Origin of the sequence: Yersinia sp. 22-579 (assembly GCF_030433455.1) — a bacterium.
GTDB classification, from domain to species: domain Bacteria; phylum Pseudomonadota; class Gammaproteobacteria; order Enterobacterales; family Enterobacteriaceae; genus Yersinia; species Yersinia enterocolitica.
Map to the genome: position 1 here is coordinate 1 of NZ_JAUJTZ010000022.1, position 21,319 is coordinate 21,319.

The following is a 21,319-nucleotide window of genomic DNA, read 5'->3' on the forward strand; positions in this document are numbered from 1 at the left end:
CTCCCCATGCGAGAGTAGGACACTGCCAGGCATCAAATCAAGCCAAGACCCCATGCCAAAAGCGTGGGGTTTTTGCTTTTCTGCTATCCGATAAATATCTACATACCAATAAACAGTTAGTAACCGATAATAGGTTGCCTCAGCCGCTACCATTCTCCATGTAATATATCTGAAATTATATCGCCAGATGACACCTAAGTATCTATATCTGCAGAGGATTTTGCAGTATATAAAATGATTACGGCTGTCCACTAAATTTTATAGACTGAAATTTCATCAATGAAACATTTTCAGGTTGCAGCAGATTGCTCGACTTTCCTCCAAAAATCCGCTATCTTCAGGCATCTGGAAGTCTAAACGTATAAACGGATATATTGAGGATATAGGCATGCCAATTCGGGTTCCTGATGAATTACCAGCAGTGAGTTTTTTACGTAATGAGAATGTGTTTGTCATGACCTCATCGCGTGCAAAAACTCAGGAAATTCGTCCCCTGAAGGTGTTGGTTTTAAATCTGATGCCTAAAAAAATTGAGACGGAAAATCAATTCCTGCGTTTACTCTCCAACTCACCCCTACAGATCGATATTCAATTGTTGCGAATTGATAGTCGCGAATCAAAAAATACGCCAGCTGAGCACCTGAACAACTTTTATTGTGATTTTGAAGATATTCAGGAGCAAAATTTTGACGGGTTGATTGTGACAGGGGCTCCTCTGGGCTTGGTCGATTTCTGTGATGTTGCTTATTGGCCGCAAATTGAGCGCATTATTGCCTGGGCAAAAGATCATGTAACCTCAACTTTATTCGTGTGTTGGGCGGTACAGGCAGCCTTAAATATCTTATACGGTATTCCTAAAATGACGCGTGAGACTAAGCTCTCAGGCATTTATCAGCATCAAACAGATAAACCACTCGCACTACTCACGCGTGGTTTTGATGAGACATTCCTGGCCCCACACTCCCGTTATGCCGATTTCCCCGTTGAGGTACTTCAGCAATATACTGATCTGGATATTCTGGTCTCCTCGGAAGAGGCCGGTGCATATTTGTTTGCCAGTAAAGACAAGCGAGTCGCTTTTGTCACCGGTCATCCTGAATATGATGTCGATACTTTAGCGGGGGAATATCAACGAGATCTGGCTGCCGGTCTGAATCCACAAATCCCACTCAATTATTTCCCCAATGATAATGCTTCATTACCCCCAAAAGCATCCTGGCGTAGCCACGGACATCTGTTATTTGCTAACTGGTTGAACTACTACGTTTACCAAATCACACCATTTGATTTACGTCATATGAATCCTACTCTCGACTAACTTTCCTCCTCCCTGAATGTTAATAAAGGCGGCTGAATCGAGCCGCCTTTCTATTTTTTGCTCGAATATACTCCATTCATCTTGACTTAAACTGGTCTGATCTCTTTATCAAACAACGAGTTACCATGAGATAAAGTCATTAATGGAAGCTGGTTCCTATCTATCTAACACTTAGCATTATGTTAACAATATGATAAATAAAGATTAAAAAATTATTTTAAATAAAAATGGAAATCGTTTTTGATTTTCTTAATTAATTGATTATTCTTAGTCCTGTCGGGGTGAAAAGTGACCATATAATCTAGCCTTCAATTTCCGGTTGGAACACATTATCCGATACGAATCCAAGAGTGACGCTACATTAGCGTTGATGTGAAAGCCGTGAGATTGGAAAGGGGAAGGGAAATGACACAACAGTTAGTCGGCACGGAGTTAGTTTTTACACAGCATTTTAATGCTGCTGAAAGACAGATTTTACCGGATGAAGCGATCGAATTCTTGACCGAATTGGTGGTGAAATTCGCACGGTCACGTCGTGAACTCCTTGCCGCACGGGTATCCTGGCAAAAAAATATCGATCAAGGTGCCTTACCGGATTTTATTTCGGAAACTAATTCCATTCGTGAAGGCGACTGGAGGATTCAGGGGATTCCTGCTGACTTACGTGATCGTCGGGTGGAAATTACCGGGCCGGTTGAGCGCAAAATGGTGATTAATGCTCTCAATGCCAACGTAAAAGTCTTTATGGCTGATTTCGAAGACTCGTTGGCGCCAAGCTGGGACAAAGTGATCGATGGTCAAATTAACCTGCATGATGCGGTAAAAGGCACGATTTCCTATGCAAATGAATCCGGCAAGATTTATCAGCTCAAACCCAATCCTGCGGTACTAATTGCGCGAGTTCGCGGCCTGCACTTGCCGGAGAAACATGTGAAATGGCAGGGGGAAGATATTCCTGGTGGACTGTTCGATTTCGCTTTGTATTTCTATCATAACTATAAGCAATTACTTGCCAATGGCAGCGGCCCTTATTTTTATTTGCCGAAGATGCAGTCTTATCAGGAAGCCGCTTGGTGGAGTGATGTTTTCACCTTTACCGAGCAGCGCTTCGACTTACCGCAAGGCACCATTAAAGCCACGGTATTAATTGAAACATTACCTGCCGTGTTCCAAATGGATGAAATCCTCTATCACCTGCGCCACCACATTGTTGGCCTCAATTGTGGTCGTTGGGATTATATATTCAGCTATATCAAGACACTGAAAAATCACGGTGATCGTGTGTTGCCAGACCGCCAATCGGTCACCATGAATAAACCATTCCTGAGCGCGTATTCCCGTTTATTGATCAAAACCTGCCATAAACGCGGTGCTTTAGCGATGGGGGGCATGGCGGCATTTATCCCGAATAAAGATCCGGTAAAAAATGCGCAAGTACTGGATAAAGTCCGTGCGGATAAAGAGTTAGAAGCCAGTAATGGCCATGATGGTACATGGGTAGCCCATCCAGGGCTGGCCGATACCGTGATGGAAGTCTTTAACAAGGTGTTGGGTGACCGGCCAAATCAATTAGAGGTTAGCCGAGCGCAGGACAAACCTATCACCGCCGCTGAGTTGTTGGAGCCTTGCAGTGGTGAACGCACGGAAGAAGGGATGCGCGCCAATATCCGGGTTGCTGTGCAATACATTGAAGCATGGATATCTGGCAATGGTTGCGTGCCGATTTATGGCTTGATGGAAGATGCCGCGACGGCAGAGATTTCCCGTACTTCTATCTGGCAATGGATACATCACCAGAAAAACCTGAGTAATGGTCAAACGGTGACAAAAGAGCTGTTCCGAAACATGTTGAGTGAAGAAATGCAGGTAGTGAAGCTGGAACTTGGCGCAGAGCGCTTTGATGGCGGGCGGTTTGAAGAAGCTGCGCGTTTGATGGAGCGAATTACAACACAAGACGAGCTTATCGACTTCCTGACACTACCCGGCTACGCACTATTAGCCTGAAATACCCTTCGTCCTTGAGGTTATAGCGGTGTTAGCTACGCTCACTCGCCCGAATCACTGACTTGTGTCAGCTCATCGGGACTGGCTCGCTTGCTACCTGGCTGTAACTCCAATGACTTTGGGGATCAAATCCTATTTAACCCTACAAAATTAAATAATAAGGAATATCGTCATGACTACCTCTCGTACTCAACAAATTCAGCAACTGGAACAGGAATGGAAATCACCGCGCTGGGAGGGCATTATTCGCCCGTATAGTGCCGAAGAAGTGATTAAATTACGTGGCTCAGTCAACCCAGAGTGCACTTTGGCGCAGCACGGTGCGAAGAGATTGTGGGAATTACTGCACGGCAAATCGCGTAAAGACTATATCAACTGTTTAGGTGCATTAACCGGTGGTCAGGCGCTGCAACAGGCGAAGGCCGGGGTTGAGGCCATTTATCTGTCAGGCTGGCAGGTCGCGGCTGATGCTAACACCGCATCAAGCATGTACCCGGATCAGTCGCTGTATCCGGTTGACTCCGTTCCCGCGGTGGTTAAACGTATCAATAACAGTTTCCGTCGCGCAGATCAGATTCAATGGTCGAATAATATTGAGCCGGGTAGCAAAGGTTATACCGACTATTTCCTGCCGATTGTAGCCGATGCGGAAGCCGGTTTTGGTGGTGTACTGAATGCGTTCGAATTGATGAAGGCTATGATTGAGGCGGGTGCTGCCGGGGTACATTTCGAAGACCAACTGGCGGCCGTGAAAAAATGTGGTCATATGGGCGGTAAAGTTTTGGTACCGACTCAGGAAGCGATTCAGAAGTTGGTCGCCGCCCGTCTGGCTGCGGACGTTCTCGGTGTACCAACACTGCTGATTGCCCGTACCGATGCTGATGCCGCTGATTTGCTGACTTCTGATTGTGACCCGCATGATAGCGCATTCATTACTGGCGATCGCACAGCTGAAGGATTCTTCCGCACTCATGCTGGTATTGAGCAAGCCATCAGCCGCGGTCTGGCTTATGCCCCGTATGCCGATTTGGTGTGGTGCGAAACCTCAACACCAGACCTGGCGTTAGCTAAACGTTTTGCTGATGCGATTCACGCACAATTCCCCGGTAAATTATTGGCTTACAACTGCTCCCCATCATTTAACTGGAAAAAGAATCTGACTGACCAACAGATTGCCAGCTTCCAGGATGAGCTGTCAGCGATGGGTTACAAATACCAGTTTATTACACTGGCGGGTATCCACAGCATGTGGTTCAACATGTTCGATCTGGCGCATGCTTACGCACAGGGAGAGGGCATGAAACACTATGTTGAGAAGGTTCAGCAGCCAGAATTTGCCGCTGTTGAGCGCGGCTACACTTTCGCGTCCCATCAACAGGAAGTGGGTACCGGCTACTTTGATAAAGTCACCAATATTATTCAGGGCGGCGAGTCTTCCGTGACAGCATTGACCGGCTCGACGGAAGAACAGCAATTTTAGCTCCACGATTTGAGTGAAAGGGTATGTTATCAAGAGCCTGCTTATGCAGGCTCTGTTCCGTATGGCGGAGGTGAGTATGGTGACAAAGCTGGAACAATTAATCGCGCAAACAATTTTGCAGGGGTTTGATGCTCAATATGGCCGCTTTCTGGAGGTCACTGCGGGGGCGCAACATCGTTTTGAGCAGGCTGATTGGCATGCGGTACAGCAGGCGATGAAAAAGCGTATTCACCTCTATGATAGTCATGTGGGTCTGGTGGTTGAGCAATTGAAACACATCACTGATCAACGCTGTTTTGATGTGAATTTTCTAACGCGAGTAAAAGAAATCTATACTGGCTTGTTACCGGATTATCCGCGCTTTGAAATCGCTGAAAGTTTTTTTAATTCAGTCTATTGTCGGTTATTTAAACACCGCGATTTAACCCCGGATAAGCTGTTTGTTTTCAGTTCACAACCAGAACGGCGCTTTCGTGAAATTCCCCGTCCCTTAGCGCGTGATTTTGCCCCCAAGGGAGATTTGAGCGGTATGTTGCAGCTGGTACTCAATGATTTGCCGCTGCGTTTACCCTGGGAGGATCTGCCCCGCGATATCGGCTACATTGCGATTGCATTGCGGCAAAATTTTACTGATGAGCAACTCGCAACAGCGCGCTTTCAAATTGCTAATGAACTGTTTTATCGTAATAAAGCCGCTTGGTTGGTGGGAAAACTGCGACTGGCTGACGAGGTCTATCCATTTCTGCTACCTATCCATCACAATGAATCAGGCGGGTTATTTATTGATACCTGCCTCACCAGCAAGGCAGAGGCCAGTATCGTGTTCGGTTTCGCCCGTTCCTATTTTATGGTTTATGCCCCCTTACCTGCGGCAATGGTGGAATGGCTGCGGGAAATTTTGCCGGGCAAATCGACTGCTGAACTGTATATGGCAATTGGCTGCCAAAAACACGGTAAAACCGAAAGCTATCGTGAATACCTAACCTTTGTTCATCAATCCAGCGAACAGTTTATTATTGCGCCTGGGGTCAAAGGGATGGTGATGTTGGTATTTACTCTGCCATCATTTGACCGGGTTTTTAAGGTCATTAAAGACCAGTTCGCGCCACAAAAAGAAGTCAGTCAGGCGAGAGTTTTAGAGTGCTATCAATTGGTTAAAGAACATGACCGAGTAGGGCGAATGGCGGATACCCAAGAGTATGAGAATTTTGTGATTGATAAGCATCGCATCAGCGCAGAATTGCTGACGGAATTACAGCGGGAAGTGCCGGAAAAACTGGAAGACTTAGGCGACCAAATCATCATTAAACACCTTTATATGGAGCGGCGGATGACGCCATTGAATCTCTATATGGAGCAGGCAAATGATCAGCAGTTGAAGGATGCTATTGAAGAATACGGTAATGCCATTAAACAACTGGCTGCGGCGAATATTTTCCCCGGCGACATGTTATTTAAGAACTTCGGGGTAACTCGTCATGGGCGCGTAGTGTTCTACGATTATGATGAAATTTGTTATATGACTGAGGTGAATTTCCGCGATATCCCGCCGCCACGCTATCCGGAAGATGAGATGGCCAGCGAGCCGTGGTATAGCGTATCTCCCAATGATGTTTTCCCCGAAGAATTTCGCCATTTCTTATGTAGTGACCGCAAAGTTCGGCACTTTTTTGAGGAAATGCACAGCGACTTGTTCCATGCCAGTTACTGGCGCGGTTTGCAGCAGCGTATCCGTGATGGGCATGTGGAGGATGTTTTTGCTTATCGTCGAAAACAACGCTTCTCCCAGCGGGTTTTAAATTAACGGCTACTGCGCGTGCGGATTTTGGGTTTGCGCTGTGCTCGAACTCCTCGCGTATTACATATACGCTCCGGGTTCTGCGCGCAGGGCGCACCTAAACTCCTTTCGCTCGCTACGCCTTGATCAGGAATGTAAAGAAGCACTGTTGTGTGTAATTAGTTCTCGATTCAGAGAGGTGAGGGCAGGCAGAAGAGTAAAGCGTCCGCGCCAGGACGGCGCGGCTCGAGCCTACAGGGAAGTATTTACGGCGTCTTTACGATCTGCTTGTTCTCACCGAACGACAAAGTTTTTATGCATTCGATTATTTAATTAATTACGATTCCCGCCGCCGTATGATTGAGTTATTTCTTTCGCAGCATGAATAACCAATGCGCCAAGCTCTGTGACGCGATCGTCGGTAATACGCGATATCGGGCCGGAAATGGAAATAGCGGCAAAGGCTTCGTGATGTTCATCGAACAGGCAGGCGGCGATACAGCGCAGGCCAAGAGCATGTTCTTCATCATCAAATGAATAACCTTGTTTGCGAATCAGCGCCAGATTCTCTTTCAAGCTGGCTGGGCTGGTGCGGGTATGCTGCGTGTAGGCATGCAGCCCTTTTTTATGTAAAAGCTGAACCAGTTGGTCGTCTGGCAGGGTGGAGAGAAAAGCTTTACCGGCCCCAGAGGCGTGCATAGGCAGTTTGCCGCCAATCGGTGCGGACATCCGCATCAGGGCGGTACATTGCACTTGATCGATAATAATGGCCTGATAGTCACTGTGATCCAGCACGGCCAGATTGACGGTTTCACCGGATTCATCCATTAAACGGCGTAGCATGGGGTGAACCATAGCCAGCAAATTGCGGCTTTGCAAAAAGCTACTGCCGACAATAAAGGCATGTGCACCCATCGTCCAAAGGCCTAAATCCCCCACCTGGCGGACGAAACCCTGCTGTTGCATGGTGGTTAACAGGCGGTGAGTGGTGGAATTAGGTAAACCTGCCTGCTGTGCTAAATCTGTCAGTGCGACACTACCCTGTGCTTCGGAAATATATTCCAGTAATTTAAGGCCCCGAGTCAATGATTGAACCTGACCGGTTGGAGCAGTCGCCATTTGCGCAGCTGCCTTGGGTTTCTTCCCCCGTTTGATCGCAATCGGTAACGCCATAAATCAGCCTCTCATCTATTATTATGGAACTCATTTTCGTTTTTAATTATGCATGCAAACCACAAAAATTGCTCATCCGATGAGTTTGGTTTCCTACCTGAAAAAGTCTCAACTGTGACTGGACTCATTACATTGACAACTTGTGCTAGGATGACAGATGAATTTTTCAGCATGTCTGATACGAATAAACAATTAAAGATGCATCGGATAATGGCAAGGCAACAGGGTAAAGAGGCGACAGTGGTGGACACAGTAACAAATAATAAGGTTAAGGAATTACACCAGCAATTAGCACAACGGATCTTGGTGTTGGATGGTGGTATGGGAACCATGATCCAGAGCTATCGACTGGAAGAGGCGGATTACCGTGGTGCGCGCTTTGCTGATTGGCCCAGTGATCTGAAAGGGAATAATGATTTATTGGTGCTCTCCAAGCCCGAAGTCATTACTGCCATTCACAATGCCTATCTTGAAGCCGGCGCTGATATTCTCGAAACCAATACCTTTAACTCTACCTCCATTGCTATGGCGGATTATCAGATGGAGTCGCTGTCAGCTGAAATTAACTATGAAGCTGCCCGACTGGCCCGTATCTGTGCTGATGAATGGACTGCCCGCACGCCCGACAAACCACGCTATGTTGCCGGGGTGCTTGGCCCGACCAACCGAACCGCATCTATTTCACCGAAAGTGAATGATCCGGCATTTCGTAATGTCAGTTTTGATCAGTTGGTTGAGGCTTATCGTGAATCGACCCGTGCTCTGATTGAGGGCGGCGTCGATTTAATTATGATTGAAACGGTTTTCGATACCCTGAATGCCAAAGCTGCCACCTTTGCTGTCGAATCTGAATTTGAAGCTATGGGGGTGCTGTTACCGGTGATGATCTCCGGCACTATTACCGATGCTTCTGGCCGTACTCTATCCGGCCAAACCACCGAAGCTTTTTATAACTCTCTGCGCCACGTGAAGCCGCTCTCTTTTGGCCTGAACTGCGCTTTGGGGCCGGATGAGCTACGCCAATATGTCGCTGAGTTATCAAGAATTTCTGAATATTATGTCAGTGCGCACCCGAATGCCGGTTTGCCGAATGCCTTTGGTGAATATGATCTGGAAGCTAAAGAGATGGCCGAGCAGATTGGTGAGTGGGCGCGGGCAGGGTTTTTAAATATTGTCGGCGGGTGCTGCGGTACCACGCCACGTCATATCGCCGCGATGGTGAAAGCTGTCGCTGGCGTAGCACCACGTCCGTTGCCGGAGATTCCGGTCGCTTGCCGTTTAGCGGGGCTAGAACCACTAACAATCGATGCCAACACATTGTTTGTTAACGTCGGTGAACGGACCAACGTCACGGGTTCGGCCCGCTTTAAGCGGCTGATAAAAGAAGAGAAATATGGCGAAGCGCTCGATGTGGCTCGTCAGCAGGTTGAAAGCGGCGCGCAAATCATCGATATCAATATGGATGAGGGCATGTTGGATGCTGAAGCCGCTATGGTGCGTTTCCTGAATCTGATTGCCGGTGAACCCGATATTGCCCGGGTGCCGATTATGATCGACTCTTCCAAATGGGATGTCATCGAAAAAGGTCTGAAATGTATTCAGGGCAAGGGCATCGTTAACTCCATTTCGATGAAAGAGGGTGTAGATGCCTTTATTCATCATGCCAAGCTGGTGCGGCGCTATGGTGCGGCGATGGTGGTGATGGCGTTTGATGAGCAGGGGCAGGCTGATACGCGCGCGCGCAAGATAGAGATTTGCCGCCGCGCCTATAAAATTCTGACTGAAACCGTTGGCTTCCCGCCGGAAGATATTATTTTTGACCCGAATATTTTCGCCGTCGCTACCGGGATTGAAGAACATAACAACTACGCCGTCGACTTTATTGAGGCTTGTGCCGATATCAAAGCCGAACTGCCGCATGCCATGATTTCAGGCGGTGTCTCCAACGTTTCGTTCTCCTTCCGTGGTAATGATCCGGTGCGGGAAGCTATTCACGCGGTATTTCTTTATTACGCCATTCGTAATGGAATGGATATGGGTATCGTGAATGCCGGGCAGTTGGCTATCTATGACGATCTGTCAGATGAACTGCGTAATGCAGTTGAGGATGTCATTCTTAATCGTCGTGATGACAGCACTGAGCGCCTGCTAGATCTGGCAGAAAAATACCGTGGCAGTAAGAGTGATGAGGTGGCGGTTCAGCAAGCAGAATGGCGCGGCTGGCCGGTGAAAAAACGCCTGGAATACTCGTTAGTTAAAGGGATTACCGAGTTCATTGAGTTGGATACTGAAGAAGCCCGTCAGCAGGCTGACCGGCCAATCGAGGTTATCGAAGGGCCATTGATGGCCGGGATGAATGTGGTGGGTGACTTGTTTGGTGAGGGGAAAATGTTCCTGCCGCAGGTGGTAAAATCCGCCCGAGTGATGAAACAAGCGGTCGCCTATCTCGAACCTTATATTGAAGCCAGTAAACAGAAAGGTACTACGGCAGGTAAAATCTTGCTGGCGACGGTTAAAGGCGATGTGCATGACATCGGCAAAAACATTGTCGGTGTGGTGTTGCAGTGTAATAACTATGAAATCATAGACTTGGGTGTGATGGTGCCGACCGAAAAAATTCTGCGTACTGCGCGGGAAGAAAAGGTCGATATCATCGGTTTATCTGGTCTGATTACGCCATCGCTCGATGAAATGGTGAATGTCGCCAAAGAGATGGAGCGCCAGGGCTTCACCTTGCCGCTGCTGATTGGCGGAGCTACCACCTCCAAAGCACACACCGCGGTTAAAATTGAGCAGAACTACAGTGGGTCCACCACTTATGTCTCTAACGCATCGCGCAGTGTTGGCGTAGTTTCAGCATTGTTATCTGATACGCAACGAGATGATTTTATAGCGAAAACCCGCAAAGAATACGAAACCGTCCGCATTCAACATGCGCGAAAAAAACCACGTACCCCGCCGGTTAGTTTGCAAGTGGCACGAGATAACCAAACCGTTATTGATTGGGAAAATTACACCCCACCAGTGGCGCATAAGTTGGGCGTGCAGGCAGTGGAAGCCAGCATCGAAACTTTGCGTAACTATATCGACTGGACGCCATTCTTTATGACCTGGTCGCTGGCGGGCAAGTATCCGCGTATTTTGGAAGATGAAGTGGTAGGTGAAGAGGCCAAGCGCCTGTTTGCTGATGCCAATGAGATGCTGGATAAGCTGTCAGCGGAGGGCTTACTGCATCCAAAAGGTGTCGTCGGGCTATTTCCGGCCAACAGTGTTGGCGATGACATCGAAATCTATCGCGATGAAAGACGTGATGAAGTGCTGGTGGTTAGCCATCACTTGCGCCAGCAAACCGAGAAAACCGATTTTCCGAACTATTGTCTGGCTGATTACGTCGCACCTAAATCCAGCGGTAAAGCTGATTATTACGGTGCTTTTGCGGTGACCGGCGGGCTGGAAGAGGATGCTCTGGCCGATGCCTATGATGCTCAACATGATGATTACAACAAAATCATGATTAAGGCGCTGTCTGACCGGCTGGCAGAGGCTTTTGCAGAGTATCTGCATGAGCGGGTACGTAAGGTGTATTGGGGCTTCTCACCGAATGAAAATCTGAGCAACGAAGAGTTGGTGCGGGAAAATTATCAAGGGATCCGCCCGGCTCCTGGGTATCCGGCTTGCCCTGAGCATACAGAGAAAGGCCAAATCTGGCAGTTGCTGGATGTGGAAACTCATACGGGTATGAAACTGACGGAATCCTACGCCATGTGGCCTGGGGCATCGGTGTCAGGCTGGTACTTTAGTCATCCGGATAGCAAATATTTTGCTGTGGCGCAAATTCAGCGAGATCAAGTTGAAGATTACGCTGCCCGTAAAGGGATGCCAATTGCCGAGGTTGAGCGCTGGTTAGCTCCGAACCTGGGTTACGATGCGGATTGATAGGTAAGTCCGTTCGATAAGATGAAAAGGAGATAGCCATGATGACTATCTCCTTTTTTATACGCTTAATCGGAGCGCCGAGTTGGTTTTAGCCTCGTGTCACACCAGCGACTGCATTTTTCTGTTCAGAGCCGCCATGAGCGCCAAGCACAGGTGTTTTGCCTTCCATCATTTCACCCACACCACTACCGATTGTCTCGGTGATTTTAGTCGAGGCATTGACTCTGGCCCCGCCTTGCGTGTGTTTACCATTGATATCCTGTAGTTCCAGGCCGTTAGTCTGTAAATTTACATCACTATCTTGACTGGATATTTTCCCGCCAATGAGTTCTGTTTTACCGGCTACATTGAGATTAACTGATTGCGTACCGCTAATGGCGGATTGTTCTGCTACAGCTTTATTATCAACGACTTCTACCTCAATTTTGGCTTTTCCATTGCCACCTTTAACTTGCTCATCCTGAACATTGGTTTTGACTTTTTTGCCAACTGCTTTTGCCCCTTTCTGCCACCATTTTTCTTTGGTTTCTTCTTCACTTGTTGATTCGTCTAATGTCATTTTTTTGCCCTCTTTGGTGTAGCTGAGCGTTTTGACATTGTCTTCTTCTTTCGTGGTGAATTTGCTGGATATTTGGTCATATTGCTTTTTGACTTTGTCGAATAACTTATTGGATTTGGTGGTCAGAGTCTTCTTCACTTTATCTGAACCAATCGGCGACATTTCGGCTGCTTGAGTAATCAAACTATCTTGTTTCTCATTGCTGTGGTTGAAACCAAAGCCGGTATTAACATTCACTTCATGCCGACTATCTTCACGGCTTTGTACTTTCAAGTCACCGCCGATAACACCGGTCATATTGCTGGCTTTAAGAATGCCCCCAGATAGTGCGGCATCTTTGGCACTGTTGAGGACGATATTGTTGCTATTGATATGGGTGTTTTGCTGTATGACAGCATCTAACTGTTCAACATTAACATCCAATTCAGCACTGATATTATGAAGTTTTCCGCTGCTTTGTTTATCAACCACACCTTTGTCATCTTTATTGAAAGAGCTGTTTTGATTACCATTGGCTCCGACAGTAAATTTCCAGTTATTCTTATGCTCTTTGTCTTGTGCCGATTCCAGCAAGATACCGCCATTATCAGCCGTTAGTGTGGTTTTCTGGCTGGTAATATTGGCATTCTGCATATGGATGGCTTGGTTATCGTGACCGCCTGCTTTAACCGTTACCGTACCATTACTATTGATAACGCTGCCCTGATGCTTGAGTGCTGATTCATCTTTATTAGCAACTTTGACCTCAGCTCCCGCACTGATTCCTTTGTTATTTTTATCTGTCCCAGAACTTTGACTGATACCTGCGTTGGCTTTTGCAGACCAGGTCATATCCTCTTTGGAACCGTGTGATTGTGCGGCCAGCACATCAACTTTGCCGCCAGCTATCAACTGAACATCACCCGTTGCTTTATCTTTACTGCCGAATGTCGTGCCTGTCATGGTTAAGTCTTTCCCTGCATTCAGCTCAATACCTTGCTGACCTTGTAATTGGCTGACTTGAGCAACTGAGGTGCTGCTTTCCCCCTTACTGTTGCCACCACCTAAACCTGCACCAAAGTTTTTACTGCCGGTGTTAGTACCGAGATTAGCTTTAGCGTTAGCCTCAACATTATTGTGGCTTTCGCTGGTGTGGTTGGTCGCTTGCTCAAAGCGAATATTGTTACCCGCAGTAATCGTTGTTTTACCATCACCAGCATTGATATTTGTACCTTGATAGACGGCATCTTGTTTGACGTTGATATTGATGCCATTGGCGGCGTTCATACTACCAACTTGTGCGATATCACCTTTCACATGTTGGTCGGTAGAACCGCCTTTACCCTTGCCATCCAGAGTAATATCTTTACCGGTAGAAGTGTAAATGCGCATATCCACCTCGCCAGAGGTTTCGGTAATATGCCGGTCAGAACTATTAATGGCGGCTTCTGAGGTATGGCTCGCTGCATCCAGAGTAATGCCACCTTTATCGGCTTGATATTTTGTCCCCTGATCTTTAACTTCTCCTGCGGCATTGAGCGCAATATTTCCGCCTTTAATTGATGTTACGACGGATTGACTGCTATTGAGGTGGGTCTCTTTGGTGCCACCTTTAGCAGAGAAGTCTACCCCAGCATTGGGTGCACCTATTTCTCCCACAGCTTCGATCATGCCGCCGAGATCAAGTTTTTTCCCATTATTGATCACATCTTCAATTGGACGAGTGACTTCGCCATAAGCAATATTAGCCTCATAGCCGACATCAACTTTTGTAGTTTTGGTATTCGTTATTTCGTTGTTCTCGGCAGCCAGGTTATGGATATTATTTCCCTCAACCTGATAGGCACCCCCAACACTATGGTTAGTTCCCTGATTGGTCACATCTTTAGTTGCAATGATATTCAGATTACCTGCAACTGTTGAATTAGAAACCACGGCAGCTGATTTATCTGTGGTTGTTTGAGTGTCTTCATAGCTGACATTTGCTCCGCTGCCAGCCTTATCCATACCGCCGGTATAGTGGAAATCAACACCGACAGTTTCTTTGGATTTATCGCTGGAGAGGGTGTCTTGTGCTGCCACAAATGAAACATTTTCGCCTTTAATTTCGGCATCGCCTTTGGTGGCAGTGATATTAGATCCAGTGAAGGTGACGTCTTTTTTAGCGTCTAGTTTGACGTTACTACCTTCAAGTGATGCCGCGTGATTTTTGGTGCTGTCAGTTTTCTCACTTTCGCTAGTGTGAGTTAGCTTCAGGCCTGCTTGATACTGATGTTTACCATCATCACTGGTGAAGCCGGAGATGGTCAGTTTGGTTTTTTGTTCATCTATTTGCTGTTGGGTTTGTGCAGCTTTTACATTGATGTCACCCAACGTCTCGATACCGAGTTCGCCGGCACTCTTTACCAGACTACCAATGATATCGACATTATCTTTAGCGATAATTTTAAGATTAGCGTCTGAAACTAACTCACTGCCGGTAATTTTTTCATCACTATTATTGGCTTTGTGTGAGCTGCCGGTAATATTAAAGGCGACCCCGGTGCGCTCATCAATTTTAGTGGTAGTAATACTGACTGCATTGTCGATTTTAATCCCGCCCTCTGCCGCCTGAACATAACCATCTTTGTCAGCCTTGACTTTACTGCCGGTAATAGAGACACCTTTATTACCTACAACAAGAATATTACCCTCAGCGGTTATTTCTGAACGGTGGCTTACTTCCGCATTTTTATCATTATTATTATGGTCTATTCCACCCAGACCTAAGTTTTGTTCATTTCTGCCCTTAGTCGTTTTCTGATTTTTGGTCTTTTGTACATCAATCTTAACTTCATTGGCATTGATTAATAAATCACCGCCAGCAGAAGCTTGAACTCCGTTGGCGCTAATATTCCCTTCTGCGGTCAAACCCATATTTCCACCCGCTTGTAGTGTGGCTTTATTCAGTGTTTGCGTGGTCGTTTTGTTATCCCAGGTTATATCTTTATTTGAATTAACATAATGGTGTCCCTTTTCTTGTGTTGATTCTTGATCAACTACAGCCGCAAGGTTTAAGTCTTTTTTCGCTTTGATTGAAAGGTTATTACCCGCTTTAATAGAAGTACCGGATAGCTTTATATCGCCTTTAGTTGACTGAAGTGAGACATTATTTTCCGCGATAATGGTAGTTCCAACGGTTGTTTGTTGTTCATTTTTATTATCTTTGGATTTACTCCACTCACTGAGCCACCATCCACCGCCTTCTGAATAACCATCTGTGTGTGTATTAGTGAGTTTTTCAGCATTCAGTTGAATGTTGCCACCGTGCATTACAATATTTTTGCCATCAATAATGGCGGCATCAAGATGGTTTTTTTTCTTGGCAATAATAGAAATGTTCGAACCTTTAATTTTGGTACGTTCGAGCGTTTGTGTCGTCGAACCATTAGCAGAGGTTTCAATAATATCGCCTGAGGTAAAAATATCACCGGCGTTAATTGTTATATTTTTACCACTTAAGCTGGCGGGAGTAGGGTTATAATTCAGTTCAGGATCGGAATCGACATCAAGATTAAGTGTGCCAGGCGTTGAAATATCTATTGATTCACGACCGGTATACCCACTTGACATATTGACACCATTCCCCTCCGCGGTATTAATTATTCTGATACGGCCAGCCATCATACCGCCAAATATTTTACTGTCGTAAGCCGAACCAACATATTTTTGTGATGCAAGTATTTCCCCATCAGTACCCACTTTGTTTTGGCCGAGAATGACATTAATGCTTTCTCTGGAGTCTACAGCTCCCAGCATATTAATACGTGGGGCAATTAAGTCTATTGGCCCAACTGTTGATGTGTAACCTGTCATATTTAATAAATTGGTGTTATTACGAGTATCAAACCCTTGTAAATTACCTTGGTCAACTAATGGATTACCGACTACTAGTGAGTTTCGAGTAGTATTAATAAAACCACAGCCATCACAGGTAATTCCATTAGGGTTAGCCAGAATATAATCAGCGGCCATACCAAAGACTTCCTGCTTGCCTAATAATAATGAAGGGTTACGGCTGATAACTTCATTCAGAATAATATTCGCTGCTTGACCATTTAAATTCTGGTTAGCGGATAATTGCCCAGCAAGTTGTGACTGTCCGGCACTGAGGGAGTTATTAAATACAGCACCCTCTTTGCTAACATTGAATTCATTATATTGGTTATGGGATAAACCGGAGGCCGAGGGTTTGACGATATCGACTACCGCAGCGCCATTGATTGAGCTAACTCCTGGGTTATGAGCAGGATCGCCAGCACCGACAATGCCCGCTGCATAACAGGTGGCGACTGATACTGAAATAATAGCGACGGCCGCCGCCAGTTTTCCTGCCGGGGAGAGCCTGAACTTATTTTGTTTCATTTTTACTTCTCCATTTTTGTCATATTGCTTGGTGTTGATAAAAATTGGCTTTCACTGGCAGCGGTGAACTAAAAGGAATAAGAGAAGCGCGCCAGAATTTGAGTCGGGTCTTTATTTTCTGATTTACCGGACAGCAGATGACCACGACTGGCTTCAATATCCAGTTTGATATCGCGGTAGCTGATATTGATGCCCGCGCTTAAACCCATAGCGCTGCTCCAGCCTTGTGATAATTGCTGAATACGACCGACATCCGCCCCTAACCGTGGCGTTATAATGGTGTTGCCAAGAGAGAAATTGCGGGATAGCGTATTTTGTAAATACCAACCTTTATCGGCAGATAAAGTATTGCGACTAAAGCCGCGAACAGCATTGCTGTCGGTGATACTCAACCATTCAACGCCCGGTAAACGGTCGCGGGTATATTGGCCATAGAATTGATTACTAAACAGGTAGAAGTCATCAAACAGTTTGAAATATTGATTGGAAGTAACGGCTGCTTTAACTTTAGTGAATTGGCTATCCTGATAACTGGCAGTTAAATTCTGATCGGCTCCTAACCACGATAATCCTTGTTCAATACCCACATTTATATTGAATATGCCAGTTGGTAGGATGTGAAGGTGATTAATGCCTAATTCAAATACCGTCAGTGTCGGGCTACTCACTGCTATTCTTTGATCGTTAAAATAGTTTTCTGCCTGTTTATAGGTTAACTGTGCGCTTAAGCCATTAATTTGGTCTTGTTCGCGATGGAAAACGTAATCAGTCCGTAAACCGTGCTGCTGGGTTTTCCCCTTGAGCTCAATAGTATTAAATTGCAATTTCACCGGATAAAGGTATTCGGAATAACTGCCAAAACCACTGAAGGTCAGTGCACCGTAAGGAACGGAATAAAATAGTGAGTAGGCTTTACTATGATTTTTCTGTGGATTATCAGTGGTGGTGCTGATATTCAAACTGAGGGAATCCGATAGCCCAAGAGGGTTATCGAAAGAAAATGCATTGCGGCTCAACCATTTTCCGGTACTTTTATTACCATAATTATCAAGAGAGGTTGTCAGATGCCACGGTTTTGTCCGGATATTACTCAGTTTCAGAATTGATCCCCCCGCTTTATTTCCCGGTAATATATCTACGGTAATTTTGTTGGAAGGCAGACGGTTGGCTTGATCCAAACTTTGATCAAGTTGTTTAATATTTAATGGCTGACCCAGCATATTGGGGAAAATAGTTTCACCATTTAATTCTGGATCATCACTTTCAATGCTCTCAATAAAGCCTTCTGTGACGTCCACCCCGAGTTCATCTTCTTCGTCGGGAGGAATAAACTGGATGCGCGCTGTAATATAGCCTTTACTAAGATAAAGTTGAGTCAGCTCTCGGGCCAGAAGATTGACATGCTCACTATTGATACATTGTTCGGGTATGGCGCTTAATGACTCTAAATCTGTTGCGGTCAATAAGGTAATACCCTGAATATAGATGCCACTAATAGGAAGGCATTGTGCGCTATCGTCTAATTCCGGAGCACTATTTTCAGGCGTATCTATTTCTGCTTCAGGTTGTTTAGCATGAGGTTGGCGACGTTCTTCTATTAAGTGGTTTATCTCATTGCTATTGTTCTGTAAGTTTTGGCGAGCTTCATTGATCGAAGAGGGAATATCCATCCCCGGAGTGGTATTAGCGTAGGCGCCCGTGCTCAATAAAAAACATAATGCGGTGCGTTTTTTGATCATGATATCTGTGGGGGAGTTTACTGGCGGAATAGGCTCAGTCGTCTCCATCCTTGAGTCAAATTTACGGGCAGCACTATTACCGTCCCTGATAAGTAAAAACGGCGGGGCGGCTTGGGAATTAAGTTATATTCAGGAAAAACTGAAATATAATAATTTTTTGATATTCGAAGACAGATAAATAATGAAATTTATAATTATTTAATCTCTATTCAGGTCAATGCAGGATGTTATTGATTAAATTTTAACGGGAGGGGCATGGCAAGATAAAATGGAAGAAATAGATGCCCGTGTTTAACGGGCATGGTGAATAGGCTGGATTACTCTTTGTCTTTATTTACCGGTTTACCTGACCAATAACCTGCCAGCAGTGAGCCAGATAAGTTATGCCAAACCGAGAACAGCGCGCCTGGCAGTGCGGCCAGAGGGGAGAAGTAAATTTTACCCAGAGTCGCTGCTAATCCTGAGTTTTGCATCCCTACTTCAATCGCCAATGTGCGGCAGGTTGACTCATCAAAACCAAACAGTTTCCCACCCCAGTATCCGCTTAACAGGCCAATACCGTTATGCAGAATAACTGCAATAATCACTACGAAACCGACAGAAGCAATGTGGCTCTGGCTACCGGCGACTACCGCACTAATAATGGCGACAATACAGACCATCGACATGGCTGGCAGATAAGGCTCGATACGTTTGACTGTTTTAGTAAAGGTATGATGGACAATCAGGCCCGCAGTAATAGGGATAACTACGATTTGCAGAATACTTTTTAGCATCCCAGCCACATCCACACTGATGGTGGCATCCACATATAAACGGGTCAGTAGTGGGGTAGCGAACACGCCTACCAAGGTTGAAACCGCAGAGATAGTCACGGAGAGTGCCACATCACCTTTCGCCAGATAAATCATGACATTGGATGCTGTTCCGCTGGCAACACTGCCGACCAATACCATACCGGCAGACAGATCGGGTGGCATACGGAATAAGATTGCCAGAATCCAGGCGGTGAGCGGCATAATCAGATAATGCAGGAATGTTGCCGCCGCAACCGGTGCTGGGCGCGATAACACGCGTTTGAAATCATCCAACCGCAGGGTGACTCCCATAGTAAACATAATAAGCATCAATAGTGGGCCAACATACGGGCCAATGCCGACAAAGGTTGTTGGGCGGAAATAGGCCGCAACTGAGAGCAATAATGCCCAGAGTGGGAACAGCCGAGTGATTTTGGCTAACATGAAGCGAGTGTCCTTAATCGTCAGTGTCAGAGATAAGAAAACCGGACGAAAGCGCCCGGTTTGTTATAAAAGTACATTAGTATATTGCTGGTTATTTAAACAATTTGGTTGTTCAAATAATCAGTTATTCAAAGAGATTGTGATGCAGCGTTTGTACCACTTTCTCTGCATCAGTGCCCGGCACCAGGAAGCATAGGTTGTGGCTGCTGGCTCCGTAACAAATCATGCGGATATTGAATGGGTCTAACACGCCAAACACCTCTTTACCCACCCCGCAGGCTTGCGACAGGTTGTTTCCGATAATTGCCACCAATGCCAGATTTTCTTCCACTTCAACCCGGCACAGGGAGGAGAGCTCGGTCAACAATGAGCTGGTCAACAAGCTATCGCCAGTCGATGTCGAGCCGGTCGTATCTAGTGTCAGCGCTACACTCACTTCGGAGGTGGTTATCAAATCAACCGAGATATTGTGGCGTGCCAGAATGTTAAAAACTTCGGCCAGAAAACCGCGTGCGTGCAGCATATTCAGGCTATGCAGGGTTAGCAGGGTTTGTTTGCGGCGTAATGCTAAAGCTCGGAACAGCGGAGGGTTGTAAGTTTCATTGCACACTAAGGTGCCGCCAGCTTCGGGGTCTTTGCTCGATCCGACAAACACCGGGATATCGCTACGCACGGCCGGTAATAAAGTTGCCGGGTGCAGCACTTTGGCACCAAAAGTCGCCATTTCAGCAGCTTCTTCAAAAGCGATTTTATCAATACGTTTTGCACCGGGAACTACGCGCGGGTCAGTGCTATAAATCCCTGGAACATCCGTCCAGATATCAATGCGGCTGACATTCAGCGCTTCCCCCAACAATGCAGCAGTGTAATCACTGCCACCCCGGCCTAGCGTGGTGGTGCGACCTTTACTTTCGCTACCAATAAAACCTTGCGTTACGATAATGGCGTGCTCGATACGGGGCGCTAATTGGGTCTGGGCCAGTTCGGCTAATGCATGGGTATCTGGCTCGGCACGGCCAAAGCGATCATTGGTGCGCATAATTTTACGTACATCAAACCATTCCACCGCCACCTGGCGTTGGCGCAACAGTTCGACAAACAATAATGTCGACATTAATTCGCCGTGGCTGACCAGTTCATCCGTCAGTGCTGCCGAGGTCGCCAGACTGGCCGCTTCTGACAGCATGGCAATGTTCTCCAGCATGCGGTCAATTTCTTCGCGAATAACGGCTGGGTCGGAAAGTTTAGCGAGAATGCTGTATTGAATGCGGCGGATTTCATCTAAATGAATGGCGCGTGTTTCCTGTTCGCAACCATCGGCCAGCGCGACCAACAGATTGGTAATCCCGGCCGAAGCCGACAGAATAACCAAACGAACATCCGGGTTCGATAAAACTACGTCAGCACTGCGGCTCATGGCATCAAAATCAGCCACACTGGTACCACCAAATTTGGCGACGACAGTTGGGGTTGGGGCGCTGCGAGCAGTCTGTTGTTGTGAAGCCTGTCGTTGTGAAGCGGAAATCATCTAAAAAAACCTCGTGTCAGATGCCATCTCGGGTGGTCGGCTGTATTTTTCTCTGTACAAGGAAATAACGGGTTATCCACTTTCTGTCAATGAAATGGCTATGAGGTATTTTCATATTTAATAATATGCTCCCTCATATCACTAAATTGATTGGATACTGGCCTGAATGTGAGCGGCCACT

General features: G+C 46.4%; 10 protein-coding genes. 5 read left to right on the top strand and 5 right to left on the bottom strand.

Translation table 11 applies throughout. The annotated features are described in order from the left end of the window. Positions 1–388: 388 nt before the first annotated feature. The 4 genes from metA to aceK all read left to right on the top strand — a co-directional run bounded on the left by metA (position 389) and on the right by aceK (position 6,606). The gene (gene metA / locus QSV56_RS20320; protein ID WP_019080132.1) at positions 389–1,318 is read left to right on the top strand and encodes a homoserine O-succinyltransferase; all 930 of its coding nucleotides are present in this window, start codon (positions 389–391) and stop codon (positions 1,316–1,318) included. A 405-nt stretch (positions 1,319–1,723) separates the two neighbouring features. Beyond that, positions 1,724–3,322, top strand: coding sequence for a malate synthase A (gene aceB, locus QSV56_RS20325; RefSeq protein ID WP_050130182.1), 1,599 nt, complete (start codon positions 1,724–1,726; stop codon positions 3,320–3,322). 172 nt (positions 3,323–3,494) lie between these two features. Then, positions 3,495–4,802, top strand: coding sequence for an isocitrate lyase (gene aceA, locus QSV56_RS20330; protein ID WP_046050053.1), 1,308 nt, complete (start codon positions 3,495–3,497; stop codon positions 4,800–4,802). 76 nt (positions 4,803–4,878) lie between these two features. Further along, positions 4,879–6,606 (top strand): bifunctional isocitrate dehydrogenase kinase/phosphatase, encoded by a 1,728-nt coding sequence (aceK, locus tag QSV56_RS20335; protein ID WP_026017917.1) that lies wholly within the window; start codon positions 4,879–4,881, stop codon positions 6,604–6,606. Positions 6,607–6,912: 306 nt separating this feature from the next. Here the strand turns inward: aceK and iclR are convergent, their stop codons facing one another. Next, positions 6,913–7,752, bottom strand: a complete 840-nt coding sequence (gene iclR / locus QSV56_RS20340; protein ID WP_076706439.1) for a glyoxylate bypass operon transcriptional repressor IclR — start codon at positions 7,750–7,752, stop codon at positions 6,913–6,915. Positions 7,753–7,992: 240 nt separating this feature from the next. Here iclR and metH point away from each other — a divergent pair, with 240 nt between their 5' ends. After that, the gene (gene metH, locus QSV56_RS20345; RefSeq protein ID WP_046051954.1) at positions 7,993–11,688 is read left to right on the top strand and encodes a methionine synthase; all 3,696 of its coding nucleotides are present in this window, start codon (positions 7,993–7,995) and stop codon (positions 11,686–11,688) included. Positions 11,689–11,776: 88 nt separating this feature from the next. On the opposite strand, the gene QSV56_RS20350 is transcribed toward metH, so the two are convergent. From QSV56_RS20350 to lysC, 4 genes are all read right to left on the bottom strand, one after another. Next, complete coding sequence (locus QSV56_RS20350; protein WP_050130184.1) at positions 11,777–16,630, bottom strand: hemagglutinin repeat-containing protein; 4,854 nt, start codon at positions 16,628–16,630, stop codon at positions 11,777–11,779. A gap of 68 nt (positions 16,631–16,698) precedes the next feature. Further along, complete coding sequence (locus QSV56_RS20355; RefSeq protein ID WP_026018136.1) at positions 16,699–18,369, bottom strand: ShlB/FhaC/HecB family hemolysin secretion/activation protein; 1,671 nt, start codon at positions 18,367–18,369, stop codon at positions 16,699–16,701. Positions 18,370–18,686: 317 nt separating this feature from the next. Further along, positions 18,687–19,610, bottom strand: a complete 924-nt coding sequence (panS, locus tag QSV56_RS20360) for a ketopantoate/pantoate/pantothenate transporter PanS (RefSeq protein WP_050328554.1) — start codon at positions 19,608–19,610, stop codon at positions 18,687–18,689. Between the two features lie 124 nt (positions 19,611–19,734). Further along, positions 19,735–21,138 (bottom strand): lysine-sensitive aspartokinase 3, encoded by a 1,404-nt coding sequence (gene lysC, locus QSV56_RS20365; RefSeq protein ID WP_019080124.1) that lies wholly within the window; start codon positions 21,136–21,138, stop codon positions 19,735–19,737. Positions 21,139–21,319 lie beyond the last annotated feature (181 nt).

Bases quoted from the DNA above. Each gene is read 5' to 3' on its own strand.
- metA (WP_019080132.1), top strand. From the start codon at position 389: ATGCCAATTCGGGTTCCTGATGAATTACCAGCAGTGAGTTTTTTACGT.
- aceB (WP_050130182.1), top strand. From the start codon at position 1,724: ATGACACAACAGTTAGTCGGCACGGAGTTAGTTTTTACACAGCATTTT.
- aceA (WP_046050053.1), top strand. From the start codon at position 3,495: ATGACTACCTCTCGTACTCAACAAATTCAGCAACTGGAACAGGAATGG.
- aceK (WP_026017917.1), top strand. From the start codon at position 4,879: ATGGTGACAAAGCTGGAACAATTAATCGCGCAAACAATTTTGCAGGGG.
- iclR (WP_076706439.1), bottom strand. From the start codon at position 7,752: ATGGCGTTACCGATTGCGATCAAACGGGGGAAGAAACCCAAGGCAGCT.
- QSV56_RS20350 (WP_050130184.1), bottom strand. From the start codon at position 16,630: ATGAAACAAAATAAGTTCAGGCTCTCCCCGGCAGGAAAACTGGCGGCG.
- QSV56_RS20355 (WP_026018136.1), bottom strand. From the start codon at position 18,369: ATGATCAAAAAACGCACCGCATTATGTTTTTTATTGAGCACGGGCGCC.
- panS (WP_050328554.1), bottom strand. From the start codon at position 19,610: ATGTTAGCCAAAATCACTCGGCTGTTCCCACTCTGGGCATTATTGCTC.
- lysC (WP_019080124.1), bottom strand. From the start codon at position 21,138: ATGATTTCCGCTTCACAACGACAGGCTTCACAACAACAGACTGCTCGC.